This is a genomic window from Massilia frigida, from assembly GCF_011682175.1.
GTDB classification, from domain to species: Bacteria; Pseudomonadota; Gammaproteobacteria; order Burkholderiales; family Burkholderiaceae_D; genus Telluria_A; species Telluria_A frigida.
This window is the reverse complement of sequence record NZ_WHJG01000001.1, coordinates 253,502-266,132: the sequence shown is the minus strand read 5'-3', so window position 1 is coordinate 266,132 and position 12,631 is coordinate 253,502. Positions and strand designations below refer to the sequence as shown.

General features: G+C 65.8%; 16 protein-coding genes. 7 read left to right on the top strand and 9 right to left on the bottom strand.

Going from position 1 to position 12,631, the window contains the following annotated elements:
- The first annotated feature begins 9 nt into the window (after positions 1-9).
- The 7 genes from F2P44_RS01240 (at position 10) to F2P44_RS01210 (ending at position 6,645) form a co-directional block, all read left to right on the top strand.
- A complete protein-coding gene (locus F2P44_RS01240; protein ID WP_167084275.1) occupies positions 10-594 on the top strand; it encodes a TadE family protein in 585 nt (194 codons plus the stop codon).
- 31 nt (positions 595-625) lie between these two features.
- Positions 626-1,801, top strand: a complete 1,176-nt coding sequence (locus F2P44_RS01235; protein WP_167084274.1) for a CpaE/TadZ family protein — start codon at positions 626-628, stop codon at positions 1,799-1,801.
- A 16-nt stretch (positions 1,802-1,817) separates the two neighbouring features.
- A complete protein-coding gene (locus F2P44_RS01230; protein WP_167084272.1) occupies positions 1,818-3,164 on the top strand; it encodes a TadA family conjugal transfer-associated ATPase in 1,347 nt (448 codons plus the stop codon).
- Between the two features lie 8 nt (positions 3,165-3,172).
- Positions 3,173-4,150 (top strand): type II secretion system F family protein, encoded by a 978-nt coding sequence (locus tag F2P44_RS01225; protein WP_167084270.1) that lies wholly within the window; start codon positions 3,173-3,175, stop codon positions 4,148-4,150.
- A 9-nt stretch (positions 4,151-4,159) separates the two neighbouring features.
- Positions 4,160-5,095, top strand: a complete 936-nt coding sequence (locus F2P44_RS01220) for a type II secretion system F family protein (RefSeq protein ID WP_167084268.1) — start codon at positions 4,160-4,162, stop codon at positions 5,093-5,095.
- Between the two features lie 34 nt (positions 5,096-5,129).
- Positions 5,130-6,239, top strand: coding sequence for a LytR C-terminal domain-containing protein (locus F2P44_RS01215; protein WP_167084266.1), 1,110 nt, complete (start codon positions 5,130-5,132; stop codon positions 6,237-6,239).
- Between the two features lie 94 nt (positions 6,240-6,333).
- A complete protein-coding gene (locus F2P44_RS01210; protein ID WP_167084264.1) occupies positions 6,334-6,645 on the top strand; it encodes a BON domain-containing protein in 312 nt (103 codons plus the stop codon).
- Positions 6,646-6,710: 65 nt separating this feature from the next.
- On the opposite strand, the gene F2P44_RS01205 is transcribed toward F2P44_RS01210, so the two are convergent.
- From F2P44_RS01205 to F2P44_RS01165, 9 genes are all read right to left on the bottom strand, one after another.
- Positions 6,711-7,481 carry a GIN domain-containing protein gene (locus tag F2P44_RS01205; protein WP_167084262.1) on the bottom strand — a complete coding sequence of 257 codons (771 nt, stop codon included), beginning with the start codon at positions 7,479-7,481 and terminating at the stop codon, positions 6,711-6,713.
- Positions 7,482-7,519: 38 nt separating this feature from the next.
- Positions 7,520-7,723, bottom strand: a complete 204-nt coding sequence (locus F2P44_RS01200; RefSeq protein ID WP_167084260.1) for a hypothetical protein — start codon at positions 7,721-7,723, stop codon at positions 7,520-7,522.
- Positions 7,724-7,898: 175 nt separating this feature from the next.
- On the bottom strand, positions 7,899-8,486 hold the full coding sequence (locus tag F2P44_RS01195) for a hypothetical protein (protein ID WP_167084258.1): 588 nt from the start codon (positions 8,484-8,486) through the stop codon (positions 7,899-7,901).
- A 95-nt stretch (positions 8,487-8,581) separates the two neighbouring features.
- Positions 8,582-9,118 carry a DUF2867 domain-containing protein gene (locus tag F2P44_RS01190; protein WP_167084256.1) on the bottom strand — a complete coding sequence of 179 codons (537 nt, stop codon included), beginning with the start codon at positions 9,116-9,118 and terminating at the stop codon, positions 8,582-8,584.
- 127 nt (positions 9,119-9,245) lie between these two features.
- A complete protein-coding gene (locus F2P44_RS01185) occupies positions 9,246-10,028 on the bottom strand; it encodes a 3-hydroxybutyrate dehydrogenase (protein WP_167084254.1) in 783 nt (260 codons plus the stop codon).
- Complete coding sequence (locus tag F2P44_RS01180) at positions 10,012-11,256, bottom strand: DUF3734 domain-containing protein (RefSeq protein WP_167084252.1); 1,245 nt, start codon at positions 11,254-11,256, stop codon at positions 10,012-10,014. The genes F2P44_RS01185 and F2P44_RS01180 overlap by 17 nt, the downstream gene beginning before the upstream one ends.
- Positions 11,249-11,752, bottom strand: a complete 504-nt coding sequence (locus tag F2P44_RS01175) for a carboxymuconolactone decarboxylase family protein (protein WP_229423312.1) — start codon at positions 11,750-11,752, stop codon at positions 11,249-11,251. Before F2P44_RS01175 ends, F2P44_RS01180 begins: the two co-directional genes overlap by 8 nt.
- A gap of 95 nt (positions 11,753-11,847) precedes the next feature.
- Entirely contained in the window at positions 11,848-12,270 is a 423-nt protein-coding gene (locus F2P44_RS01170) for a helix-turn-helix domain-containing protein (protein WP_167084250.1), read from the bottom strand.
- Positions 12,258-12,539 carry a type II toxin-antitoxin system HigB family toxin gene (locus F2P44_RS01165; RefSeq protein ID WP_167084248.1) on the bottom strand — a complete coding sequence of 94 codons (282 nt, stop codon included), beginning with the start codon at positions 12,537-12,539 and terminating at the stop codon, positions 12,258-12,260. The genes F2P44_RS01170 and F2P44_RS01165 overlap by 13 nt, the downstream gene beginning before the upstream one ends.
- Positions 12,540-12,631 lie beyond the last annotated feature (92 nt).

The window sequence follows — 12,631 nt, the reverse complement described above, 5'->3', positions numbered from 1 at the left end:
GAGTCTTCCATGTTCCAAGCATTCCGCCCGACCCGCCAGCGCATGCGCGGCGCGACCCTGATCGAATTCGCCCTGACCTTGCCGATTTTCCTGCTGTTTACGCTGGGACTGCTCGAAATGGCGCGTGTGATGTACCTGTGGAACATGCTGTCGAACGCGACCTACACGGCGGCGCGCGGGGCGGCCATGGTCAACCCGATCGACAGCACCGCGCTGGAGGCGGTGGCGCAGGCGGCCGCGCTGCCGGCGCGCGCCGGCATCATCGCGCTCGGTACGGACGAAAAGAAGGATGCGCGCATCGCGATCAGCCACCTGCGCAGCGATTTCGGGGCGGTCGCCTCCTTGCCGGCCTGCCCCTCGCAAAACGTCGTCAACTGCAATGCCAATCCGAATGGCGCGAGCTGCGTGCGCTTCGTGCGCGCCCAGCTGTGCGCCTCCGGCGGCGGCGCCACTTGCGATCCAGCGGTGTACAAACCCATGTTTGCCGGCAAATTGCTGGGCTGGGCGTTCACCTATCCGACCTTCGCGACAATCCTCCCGGCCGCGTCGCTGGGTCACCAAGCAGGTAGCACCGAAGTCTGCCCCGGCCCCTGAAGCCGCGCGGCCTTACCCACGAGGATGTGCCATGAAAGCTCTACTTATCACTCACGACAGCCAGCTGCAAGCCGAGATCGCCGCCCAGGGCGCCGCGCGGATGCCGCCAGTGACCCTGGTGGCCGTGCGCAGCCGCCTGCGCGACGCGCTCGAACGCGTGCTGCCCGACAGCCCGGCGCTGGTGATCGTCGACGCCAGCGGCCTCGATGAAGGCGAGGCCGAACAGCTGGTGCGCCTGGCCAAGCTGTACCCGGCCGCCACCTTCATGCTGCTCACCCGCGAGCAGCAGCAAAACCTCTTGATCCGCGCCATGCGCGCCGGCGTGCGCGAAGTGCTGCAACTGCCGCTGGTGCACAGCGCCTTCCACGACGCCATCAACCGCATCGCCGACGCCGCCAATGCCGGCAAGCTGTGCGACGGCAAGGTGCTGGCCTTCATTTCCTGCAAGGGTGGCAGCGGCGCCACCTTCCTGTCGACCAATTTCGCCTATGCCCTGGCCAGCCTGGCCGACAAGAAAGTCATCCTGATCGACCTGCACGGCCAGTTCGGCGATGCCACCCTGTATGTGTCGGACCAGAAGCCGGCCATGACCCTGTCCGATGTGTGCAGCCAGATCGCGCGCATCGACGGCGCCTTCCTCGATTCCTGCCTGGTGCACGTCACGCCCGGCTTCGGCATCCTGGCGGCGGCCGACGACCCCTCCCACGCGGTCGACCTGAAACCGGAACAGATGGACATCATCCTGCGCGTGGCGCGCCAGCACTACGACTACGTGGTGCTCGACGTGGGCCGCCAGATCGACGCCATTTCCCTGCGCGCGCTCGACAACGCCGACGCCATCTATCCGGTGCTGCAACTGGCCCTGCCTGACCTGCGCGACGGCCGCCGCCTGCTCGACATCTTCCGCTCGCTCGGCTACGCCATCGAAAACACGCGCCTGATCGTGAACCGCTACGAAAAGGGCGGGCGCCTGCGCCTGCAAGACGTGCAAGCCTCGCTCGGCGCCGATGTCATGCACACCGTGCCCAACGATTACGTGGCGGTGACCGATTCGGTCAACCAGGGCGTGCCGGTGCTGCAATTGTCGCGCGCCAGCCCGGTAGCGCGCAGCCTGGCCGAACTGGTCGAGCTGGTCACCGCGCGGCGCGTGCCGGAAACCAAGGGCTTGCTGACCCGCCTGTTCGGGCGCGCCGAGGCCGAACAATAAACCCCAGGAGAATCCCATGACCTTGCGCGAACGCCTGACCGCGACCGACGATAGCCGCCCCACCCAGCCGTCCGAAGCGGAACCGGCCAACCATGCTTATCACGACCTGAAGAAGAACATGCACCAGATGGTGCTCGACCGCATCGACCTGGAGCGCCTCAAGCGCCTCACGCCGGAGCAGTTCAAGCATGAACTGGGTTTGCTGGTGCAGCACATCATCGAAGAAGAGCACATCGTGCTCAACCAGCACGAACGGCACGACCTGGTGCTCGACATCCAGCACGAAATGCTCGGCTTCGGCCCGCTCGAATCGCTGCTGGCAGATCCGACCGTGTCGGACATCCTGGTCAACACCTACAACCAGGTGTACGTCGAGCGGCGCGGACGGCTGGAACTGACCGACATCACCTTCCACGACAGTGCGCACCTGATGAAGATCATCGAAAAGATCGTCTCGCGGGTCGGACGCCGGGTCGACGAATCGAGCCCGATGGTCGACGCGCGCCTGCCGGACGGCTCGCGCGTGAACGCCATCATCCCGCCGCTGGCGGTGGATGGCGCGATCCTGTCGATCCGGCGTTTTTCGGCCACTCCGCTGACGGTCGAGAACCTGCTGCGTTTCAAGAGCATGACCCCGCCCATGGTGCAGGTATTGCAGTCGCTCGGGCACTCGAAGATCAACATCCTGATTTCGGGCGGCACCGGCAGCGGCAAGACCACCCTGCTCAACCTGCTGTCGGGCTTCATCCCGGCCAACGAGCGCATCATCACCATCGAAGACGCGGCCGAACTGCAGATGCGCCAGCCGCACGTGGTGCGCCTGGAAACGCGCCCGCCGAATATCGAAGGCAAGGGCGAGGTGACCCAGCGCGCGCTGGTGCGCAACGCGCTGCGCATGCGGCCCGACCGCATCATCCTGGGCGAGGTGCGCGGCGCCGAAGCGATGGACATGCTGCAAGCGATGAACACCGGCCACGAAGGCTCGCTCGCGACGATCCACTCGAACACCCCGCGCGACGCCCTGGCGCGGCTGGAAAACATGGTCGGCATGGCCGGCGTCACGCTCACCCCGCGCGCGGTGCGCCAGCAAATCTGCTCGGCCATCACGGTGGTGCTGCAAGTGACGCGCCTGACCGATGGCGCGCGCAAGCTGGTCAGCCTGCAGGAAATCACCGGCATGGAAGGCGAGATGATCGCCATGCAGGAAATCTTTTGCTTCGAGCAGACCGGGGTCGATGCCGAAGGCAAGGTGGTCGGGCACTTCCGCGCCACCGGGGTGCGGCCGCGCTTTGCCGACCGCCTGCGCCTGTTCGGCGCGCCCGTGCCCGATTCAGCCTTCGACCCCAGCCGCATCTTCGAATAGGAACGGCCATGGACTATGTCTTCTACGGCTTTGCCGTCCTGCTGTTTGCCGCGGTCATCCTGATGATCGAAGGCGGCTACCTGTTCTGGTCGGAAACGCGCGGCGGCGGCGCCAAGCGCATCGCGCGCCGCCTGCGCGTGATGTCGGGCGGCACCGATAGCGAGGATGGGGCGATCTCCATCCTCAAGCGGCGCCGCTACAGCGGCAACGATGGCCTGGACGGCATGCTGCACCGCCTGCGCCTGGCGCACGCCATCGACCGCCTGCTGCTGCAGGCCGGCGTGAACTGGATCGTGTCGCAGTTCCTGGTGGCCTCGCTGGTGTTGCTATGCGCGGCGGCGCTGGCGGCGCACGCCTGGGACACGCCGCCGCTGCTGACCTGGCCGCTGCTGCTGGCAGGCCTGGGCCTGCCGTATTTCGCGCTGCGGCGCACGCGCGCCAAGCGCATGGGCAAGATCGAACAGCAGTTGCCCGAGGCGGCCGACTTCCTGGCGCGCGCCATGCGCGCCGGCCACTCGTTTACCAACGTGCTGCAAATGGTCGGCAGCGAACTGCCCGAGCCGCTCAGCGGCGAATTTCGCATCGTGCACCAGGAAATCAACTACGGCGTGCCGATGGGCGAAGCGCTGCACAGCCTGGCCGAGCGGATTCCCCTGACCGACCTGCGCTACATGGTGATCGCGGTACTGATCCAGCGCGAGTCGGGTGGCAACCTGGCGGAAATCCTGGGCAATATCGGCCACATCATCCGCGAACGCCTCAAGCTGCTCGGCCAGGTGCGGGTACTGTCGGCCGAAGGGCGCATCTCGGCCTGGATTCTCGGCATCCTGCCGTTCGCGGTCGCCGGAATGATGTATTTTGCCAACCCCGAATACATCAGCATGCTGTGGACCGACCCCAGCGGCGTGCGCCTGCTGTGCTATGCCGCAGGCATGATCAGCATCGGGGTGCTGTGGCTGCGCCATCTGATCAATATTCGCGTCTAGGAGGAAGCCATGAGCGGCTCGCAATTACTGTTTTTGCTGATCGTGTTCGCGGTCGTGGTCGGCCTGGCGGGCCTGGCCATGGTGACCTTCTGGCCCGGCTACATGCGCGAGCGCCTGGCGCGCGTGGGCGCCACCGCCGACACCAGCACCCGCCGCAGCGATGGCTGGGTGGAAAAGGTGGCCAAGGTGGCCCAGCCCTTCAGCAGCCTGTCGCTGCCCGAGCAGGGCTGGGAAAAATCGCCCCTGCGCACCCGCTTCATGAATGCCGGCTGGCGCGGCCCGGCCGTGGCCACCCTGTATTTCGGGGCCAAGACCTTGCTGGCGCTGTTGCTGCCAGCCCTGGTGGGGCTGTGGATCGCGCTCTCGAGCGACGTCATGAGCGGGCAGCGCATCATGACGATGATGCTGGGCACGGCGGCATTCGGCTACTACCTGCCCAATGCCGTGCTCGAATTCACGGCGCGCCGGCGCCAGCGCGAGATTTTCGAGTCGATTCCCGACGCGCTCGACCTGCTCACGGTGTGCGTGGAAGCGGGCCTGAGCCTGGAGCGCGCGCTGATCAAGGTGGCCGCCGAGATCCACATCAAGAGCATGGTGCTGGCCCAGGAAATGCAGCTGGTGCTGATGGAAATGCGGGCTGGCTTCAGCAAGGAAAAGGCACTGCGCAATTTTGCCCTGCGCAGCGGCGTGGAAGACGTCGACACCCTGGTGGCGATGATGATCCAGTCCGAGCGCTTCGGCACCAGCATGGGCACCTCGCTGCGCGTGCATGCCGACACCCTGCGCACCAAGCGGCGCCAGATGGCGGAGGAACAAGCCGCCAAGATCGGCGTGAAGCTGATGTTCCCCCTGATTTTCTTCATCTTCCCGACCCTGCTGATGGTCTTGCTCGGCCCCGCCGCCATGCAGATCATGCGCACGCTCAAGTCGGTCAACGGCCAGTAAATTCTTCCTGTTCATTTTCATCGCGGAGCCTGCCATGCGTACCACCTTCACTTGCTGTTCCCTGCTGTGCGCCGGCGCGCTGCTGCTGGCCTGCACCAATCCGGGCGGACACGCCGCCGCCGGCGCGCCGGCCGTGGCCGATGCCACCCCGCAGCGCGCCGAGGATGCCTATCTGCTGGGGCGCAGCGCGCACCTGGCGTACCGCTACCAGGCGGCGCGCGCATCCTACGAGGCGGCGCTGGCGCGCGAACCCGGGCACCTGAAAGCGCGCAACGGCCTGGCCACCCTGTACGCCGAGCAGGGCGACTTCGCGCGCGCCATCACGCTGTGGCAAGCCATGACGCGCGAGGTGGCGGACGGCGGCGGGCAAGCCAGCGCCTTCCTGTTCAGCAATCTCGGCTACGCCCACTTCCTCAACGGCGAGTTCGGGCCGGCCCTGGCCGCGCTGGAAAAGGCTTGCCTGCTCGATCCGCTCAACGACCGCGCCTGGCAGCATCTGGGCGATGCGCTCGCCAAAGTCGGGCAGCATGAACGCGCCGCGCAGATGGCGCGGCAGGCCAGCGCGCTGCGCACGCACGACTTCAAGAGCGATTACGCGCTCGCCGAGCGCGCCGGCGTGGCCGCCATCGACACGGCGGTCAAGGCGGGCGGGCCGGCGCTGGCCCAGGAGCTGCAGTGGGACCGTACCGACGTGCGCCAGGACGCCGCCGGCGTATTCGTGGTGCGGCGCGTGAGCGCGCGGCCGGCGCCGCCGCCGGCCGCGTCGGCCCCGGCGGCGGCGGTGGTGGCGGCGGCGGTGCCACAGGCGCGTGCGGGCCAGGCCTTGCTGGAAATCCGCAACGGCAACGGCGTGAGCGGCATGGCGCGCGCGCTGGCCGGCACGATGGACGAGGGCGCCTTGCGCGTGGTGCGGCTGAGCAACCAGAAAGGCTTCGGCGTGCGCCAGACCCGCATCGAATATCAGCCGGAATTTCGCGAGGCCGCCGAGCGCCTGGCTGAACGCTTCGGCGCCGCGCGCGTGCTGGCCGCAGGCGACATCGGCCGTGCCGACCTGCGCCTGGTAATCGGGCGCGACCTGGTGCCGGCCGCGGCCGCGCCGGCTATCATCGCGGCGCGCCGCAGGCAAGGGCCGGCGCCAGGCTGATGCATCTTCGGGGGCTGGTCCGTTTGTGCCATATCAAACCCGGTGCGGGGGCTCACGCGACAATAGGATGATCCATCCACTACCGGAGCATCCCATGAGCATTGCACAACGCTTTACACGGACCCTGGCCGGGGTCGCCCTGCTGGCCCTGGTCGCCTGCGCCCCCACCGCGCAGCGCGAAGGCACGGGCGAATTCATCGACGACAGCATCATCACCGGCAAGGTCAAGGCGGCCCTGGTGGCCGATCCCGAGCTCAAGGCGACCGAGATCAATGTCGAGACCTTCAAGGGCACGGTGCAGCTGAGCGGCTTTGTCAGCGCGCCCGACCACATCCCCAAGGCGGTGGCGCTGACGCGCAAGATCGACGGCGTCAAGAGCGTGAAGAACGATATCCTTCTGCGCTGAGACGGGCATAAAAAAAGCCGCCCCGGTCAATGGGCGGCTGCATGGCGGCGCGTGCGGTGCGTGCCTTATTCCCAGGTGACGCTGCCCAGGCCGTGGGCGCTGGCGCTGCGCACCGGCGGCTTGCCGCGCACCGTGGCCGAGCCCAGGCCGTTGAGCGTGAGCTTGGCCGAATTCTTCGCAAACACGTCGGCACTGCCCAGGCCCGACATGTCGAGTTCGACGGCATCGGCACGCAGCTTGCCCGCCTCCAGGCTGCCTACGCCGCCGAGATCGGCGCGCAGCACCCTGGTCTGCCCGCTGGCCTCGATGCGGCCGGCGCCGCGCAGCGACAGGTCGACCCGCTCGGTGTCGCCGGCGTCGAGCGTCATGTTGCCGGCTCTGCCCAGGCGTGCGTTGATCTGTTTGTACTGGCTGAGCAGCTTGATGGCGCCGGCGCCATCGAGCCTGATCAGGATGCGCTCGCCCTTGAAGCCGCGCAGTTCGGTCGAGCCGATGCCCTCCGATACGAATTCGTTCAGGTTCGGCAGGGTCAGTTCGGCGCGCAGTTCATGCGTGCGCTGGTGGCCGATATGCAGATCGCGCCTGGTGGTACCGATCCGCAAGGTGTCGCCTTGCTGGGCCACGGCCACTTCCGACACGTCATGCTTGTCGCCGTACAGGGTCAGGGAGGGCGTTGCGCCTTGCTTCACGTTCAGATTGATGACGCCGTTCAGCGTGATCTTCAGCACCCGTGCATCGACGCTGCGGCGCTCGCTGACCTGCTCATCCGCGCTGGCCGCGCCGCTGCTGGTGGTGAGGGCGGCGGCCATGAGGGCGCTGGCAAACAATCTGTTCATGATGGATCTCCGTGGTCGTGTCGGCGAGGTGGCGCTGCTCAGCCTTTGAGCTGGGCTTTTTCAGCGGCGCTGAGGCGCTTGGCGCTGACGGTGACCACCGTCATGCTGGCATCGGCGCCGGCTTGCACGGCGGCCGGCGCGCTGCTGCGCGGGGCCGGTGCGCTGGCGGTGGCAAAGCTGGTGGCGGAGACGACGACCAGGGCGGCGACGAAGATGGCTTCCATGTTTTTTGCGATGTTCATGATTGACTCCTGTGGGTTAAGTTCGTTGGGTTGAGTGAACTATAGCCACAGGGGGGATCGTCAACACGGCGATTGCGATGAACTGCGCTTTTGGCGGGATGGAGTGTCGGTTTGGGACCGAAAGCGTGCTGCCAGGCCGTCGCGCCGGAGCCGCCGGGCAGGCGGCGCGCGCCGTTTACTGCTTGAAGCGGATCTTCATCTCGGGACGCTGCTCGATGCTGCCGATCTTCCACCTATACGTGCCGATCAGGCCAAAGAACGAGGGGGTCGAGGTGGCATTGTGCGACAACACTTGCGCGCTGATCGGCACCGTCACCGATAGCGTGCCGTCGAGCTTGATGCCGAGTTTGGCCATGCTGGCTTTTTCCTTGTCGTCGAGCTTGCCGGCGGCCAGGGTGACCACCCCATCCTTGTCGGTGGCCACGCGCAGCACGCCGAGCAGGTCGAGCGTCTGGCCGCGCTGGCGCTTGCCTTCGACACTGAGGTCGTAGCGCGCATTGCCCTTGTAGTCGGCCTGGCGGATATCCTGCTCGTGCTTCATCTTGGCGGCTTCGTTTTCCAGGCTTTCCTCTTCCTTGGGGGCGAGCTTGCCGCCCTTGGCCATCTGGGTGGCCGCGATAGTGTGCACGGCGGTGCCGGCGTAGGAATACTCGTAACTGCCATCGGCCTGGAACGCGGTCCTGGCGCTAAAGCGTTCAGGGACCAGGCATCCGGCCAGCAGCAGGGTGGCGCAGGCGCATGCAGTCAAGAGTCGACGGCTCATCGGGAATCCACGGGATGGTCAGAATGGCGCAAGTGTAGCCCAGTTGACACAATATTGTCAGGAAAGACAATTTCGCTTACAAAGTGCAACCTTCATCACGCCGTGGGCACCGCCCGGGCAGCGTTCTGGAGCACCGCCGGCGCGATGATGCGGTGCAGGGGCGTCACCGGCAGCATGTAGAGGCGGCCCAGCCAGTTGTGCACGTGGACTACGGTGCTGACCGTGGCCAGCATTTTCCCGCTGGCGGCGTCGACCGCCTTGTGCACGGACAGGACCACGTCCAGGTGCTTGTCCTTGTCGCCCAGCAGCACCTCGTCGGGGGTGTTGGCGAACAGGGTGAAGATGCCGACCCGGTCGCCGGGCTGGTAGGCCGAGGCCGGCTTGGCCGGATCGAGCGCGGACAAGGTGCCGAGATTCTTCAGGCCCAGCTTCGCCACCACGCGGTTACGCAAGCTCATCAGGGTGTTGACCCAGCCGGGCGTGCTGGAGCTCACCTGGAGAAACAGTTCCAGCGCGGTGGCGCCGGGGTCGTCCGGGGCGATCGCCCAGGCATCATGGAAATAGGCTCCGGGAAGCGAGGCCGCAATGGCGCTCGAGGCGGGGATGACGGTTTCGACGGGTGTGGGGCGCATAGGGGTCCGGGCAGATTGATGGCACCTGCCGGTCCGGTTGAACGTGCGGCAGCGCTCGCCGCGAGGGCGGGCGCCACCATCTTAATATGGAACGGCGCGGGGCGTACGGCGCCGGCCAGTTGCCGGTTTACTGCATGAACCAGCCATGGCTGACCACGATCGATTGCCCGGTCAGCGCATTGCTCGGGAACGCCGCCAGGAACAGGGCGGTCTGCGCCACGTCGTCCACGGTGGTGAATTCGCCATCGACGGTTTCCTTGAGCATCACGTTCTTGACCACGTCGGCTTCCGACATGCCGAGCGCCTTGGCCTGTTCGGGGATCTGTTTTTCCACCAGCGGCGTGCGCACGAAGCCGGGGCAGATGACGTTGGCGCGCACGCCGTGCGCCGCGCCTTCCTTGGCGACCACCTTGCACAGGCCGATCAGGCCGTGCTTGGCCGTGACATAGGCCGACTTGAGCGGCGACGCCTCTTTCGAGTGCACCGAGCCCATGTAGATCACGCTGCCGCCGCGGCCTTGCGCGTACATCACTTTCAGGCAGGCGCGCGTGCTCAGGAAAGCGCCGTCCAGGTGGATGGCGAGCATCTTCTTCCAGTCGGCGAAGGCGAAGTCCTGGAGCGGCGCCACGATCTGGATGCCGGCATTCGAGACCAGCACGTCGATGCCGCCGAAGCGCGCCGCGACGGCCGCGATGCCGCTGTCGACTTCCTCCTCGCTGGTGACGTTCATGGCCACCGCCATGCTGCGCTCGCCGGATGGGTCGAGTTCTATCGCGGTGGCTTGGGCCGCTTCGAGGTTGAGGTCGGCGATGACGACCTTGGCGCCGCTGTCGAAGTAGACTTGGGCGATGTGTTTGCCGATGCCGCTGGCGGCGCCGGTAATGACAGTAACTTTATCCTGCAAGTTCATGGGACACCTCTTTCAACGTGTTGGTGGCGGCACTTGCGTGCCGGGAAGTAAGGAAATCGTAAATGGCGGGGCTTTGCCCGGCCGCCAGCAAGGCCATGATCTGCGGATGCGACAGGGTCAGCGCTGCATCATCGTAGCCTGAACGCCAGTGTTCGTTCATGGTGCGGCGCGAAAACTCGAAGTCTTTCGACTGGCCTTCGTCATTGGGCGAGCGGTACACCAGCTGGACGATGTTGTACACCGCATCGTCGGAGGCTTCGGCCAGCAGGCGCGCCTGCGGCGTGTCGGCCAGCGCGGCCGGCATCTGGGCCAGCAGTTCCTTGAAGGCGGTGCGCAGCTCGGCCATTTTGCGGAACTTGTCGGTGGCGGCGCGCGTGCGGCTGGAAAACTGCACTTCCTTCATGCGCACGGCCACCTCGCTCAGGTCGCGCGGGATCTCGCCGCTGGCGCTCCACAGGTCGACCTGCAGCACCAGGGTGTCGAGCCCCGAACGCGCCGACAGCACCCAGTCGAGCGGGGTCTTCGAGACCAGCCCGCCATCCCAGTAATGCTCGCCATCGATCTGGACCGCGTCGAAGCCGGGCGGCAGCGCGCCGCTGGCCATGATGTGTTTGGCGGCGATGGTGTCGACCGCGTTGTCGACGTAGGCGAAGTTACCGGTGCGCACGTTCACGGCGCCCACGCTCAGGCGCATCTCGCGGCTGTTGATGCGGTCGAAGTCGACCAGTTTGTTAAGCGTGCCTTCAAGCATGGCGGTGTCGTAATAGCTGGTGGCGCCGCGGTTGGCCAGCGGCAGATAGGGCGGCGGCATGCGCGGCTGGAAGAAGCCCGGTACGCCATGCGAGAGTACGCGTCCGGCCGCCATCTGGTTGGCCCAGCCGCGCACGGCGTCGCCGGTGAGCAGGCCGGTCCAGTCATCGCTGGCGCCGCCGTCGCCGGCGTTGCTGACTTTTTCCCAGAAGCTGCGCAGCTTGGCGACCCGCTCCGCGCGCGGGTTGCCGGCGATGATGGCGCTGTTGATGGCGCCGATCGAGATGCCGGCCACCCAGGTCGGCTTGATGCCCGCTTCCAGCAGGCGTTCGTCGACGCCGGCCTGGTAGGCGCCGAGCGCGCCGCCGCCTTGCAGCAGCAGGGCGATGCTGGCGAAGGGCGTGGCGCCCGGGCGCGCCGCTTCGGGCGGGGCGGTGGCGCGGGTATGAGGTACTCCTTGGGCTGATCCGTCACGCATGTTCAGGTACCGGAACGTCGAAACCATTGAGCGTGGTCGATACCATGGAATAGAGTCCGACCAGGTAAATCAGTTCATTCGTGCCTTTCTGGCCGAAGGTGGCCAGCGCCAGGCGGTAGATCGGCTCGGGCAGCAGGCCGCCGCGGCACTGGGCGTAGGCGAGGTCGTAGGCGACGCTTTCTTCCTTGTTCAGGTCGGACGGTTTGAGGTCGGCCACCAGGGTTGCCAGGCGTTCCAGCGGCATGCCTTCGGCCTCGGCCACGGCGATATGGGCGTACAGCTCGTAGGCGGCATCGAAGCGCGCGCCGACCACCAGGATGGCGATCGGGCGCACCTTATCTGGCAGCACGGCGTTGGCGGTCATCGCCAGGGTCAGGTTCCGGATCGCCTTGCCGATGGCGGGCTCGTGCAGCCACGGGTTCCATGGCCCCATCAGGGCGCCATCCTCGCGCTGGGAGACGAAGGCGTTGAAGTTCGAGGCGATGTCCTTGAGCATGTCGTCGTACAGGCGCGGACTTGGGCGCCGCTGTGCGGCTCAATGGATCGAGGCCAGAGCGCCGATGCGGACCGGATTCGGCCAGCATTGCGCAGTCAGATGAACAAGGCGGCAGGCAGGTGAAAACGCGCCGCCAGTGCCTTGATTTGTACCGCATCGAGTTCTCGCTTTCCGTCGAGGATGTCCGACACAATGCCCTCGGCGCCGATTTCGGGAAGTTCCGATTGAGAGAGTTGATGTTGGTCCATCAGAAAACGCAGCATCGCAAGGGGTGAAACTGGCGACGCCGGATAGTGCTTCTCGTCGTAAGCAGCGATCAGGGTCCCCAGCATGGCGGCGAGATCGGCAAGGGCATGCGTTTCATCGGCGGCACCGGCGTCAAGCAACAGGTTCAACGCGGTGACCGCTTTGTCGTAATCATCTTCCGAACGTATCGGATGAAGAGGAATAAGGGAGCTGAGCGCGTGGAAGTGGGAGGTGATCTTGTCGACGACTTCCTGATCCATCAGGGTTTCCATTTGTCGTATTCCTTGTGAGTGAACACATCCCGTATAAATAGTTGCTGACTGTTGAAATGAATTGACGTGACGAGCCGATATTTGTTAGCACCCACGTCAAAAATATAATAGTCACCGACCTTGTCGGTCGCATTGAACGTCAGCCTGAGGTCCGCGAAATTCAGGAATGCTTTCGACTCGATGCTTTTTCGCCAGGCCTGCAGCGCGCCGTCCGCGTCCTGCTGGATCGCTGAGAAGCTCTTCAGGGCCTTGTTGGAGATTACTCGCATCAGGCATCCTATCGCAACTGGCGGTGGTGTGCCCTGGCAGGTAGCACAGGAAGGCGAACGTTTTCTTCTGGTTTCCGCTGACCGAACGGGCG

Excerpts from the sequence above, each read along its gene's own strand:
- F2P44_RS01225 (WP_167084270.1), top strand. The coding sequence starts at position 3,173 with ATGGACTATGTCTTCTACGGCTTTGCCGTCCTGCTGTTTGCCGCGGTC.
- F2P44_RS01220 (WP_167084268.1), top strand. The coding sequence starts at position 4,160 with ATGAGCGGCTCGCAATTACTGTTTTTGCTGATCGTGTTCGCGGTCGTG.
- F2P44_RS01215 (WP_167084266.1), top strand. The coding sequence starts at position 5,130 with ATGCGTACCACCTTCACTTGCTGTTCCCTGCTGTGCGCCGGCGCGCTG.
- F2P44_RS01205 (WP_167084262.1), bottom strand. The coding sequence starts at position 7,481 with ATGAACAGATTGTTTGCCAGCGCCCTCATGGCCGCCGCCCTCACCACC.
- F2P44_RS01170 (WP_167084250.1), bottom strand. The coding sequence starts at position 12,270 with ATGGAAACCCTGATGGATCAGGAAGTCGTCGACAAGATCACCTCCCAC.
- F2P44_RS01230 (WP_167084272.1), top strand. The coding sequence starts at position 1,818 with ATGACCTTGCGCGAACGCCTGACCGCGACCGACGATAGCCGCCCCACC.
- F2P44_RS01185 (WP_167084254.1), bottom strand. The coding sequence starts at position 10,028 with ATGAACTTGCAGGATAAAGTTACTGTCATTACCGGCGCCGCCAGCGGC.
- F2P44_RS01200 (WP_167084260.1), bottom strand. The coding sequence starts at position 7,723 with ATGAACATCGCAAAAAACATGGAAGCCATCTTCGTCGCCGCCCTGGTC.
- F2P44_RS01190 (WP_167084256.1), bottom strand. The coding sequence starts at position 9,118 with ATGCGCCCCACACCCGTCGAAACCGTCATCCCCGCCTCGAGCGCCATT.
- F2P44_RS01235 (WP_167084274.1), top strand. The coding sequence starts at position 626 with ATGAAAGCTCTACTTATCACTCACGACAGCCAGCTGCAAGCCGAGATC.
- F2P44_RS01165 (WP_167084248.1), bottom strand. The coding sequence starts at position 12,539 with ATGCGAGTAATCTCCAACAAGGCCCTGAAGAGCTTCTCAGCGATCCAG.
- F2P44_RS01210 (WP_167084264.1), top strand. The coding sequence starts at position 6,334 with ATGAGCATTGCACAACGCTTTACACGGACCCTGGCCGGGGTCGCCCTG.
- F2P44_RS01195 (WP_167084258.1), bottom strand. The coding sequence starts at position 8,486 with ATGAGCCGTCGACTCTTGACTGCATGCGCCTGCGCCACCCTGCTGCTG.
- F2P44_RS01240 (WP_167084275.1), top strand. The coding sequence starts at position 10 with ATGTTCCAAGCATTCCGCCCGACCCGCCAGCGCATGCGCGGCGCGACC.
- F2P44_RS01180 (WP_167084252.1), bottom strand. The coding sequence starts at position 11,256 with ATGCGTGACGGATCAGCCCAAGGAGTACCTCATACCCGCGCCACCGCC.
- F2P44_RS01175 (WP_229423312.1), bottom strand. The coding sequence starts at position 11,752 with ATGCTCAAGGACATCGCCTCGAACTTCAACGCCTTCGTCTCCCAGCGC.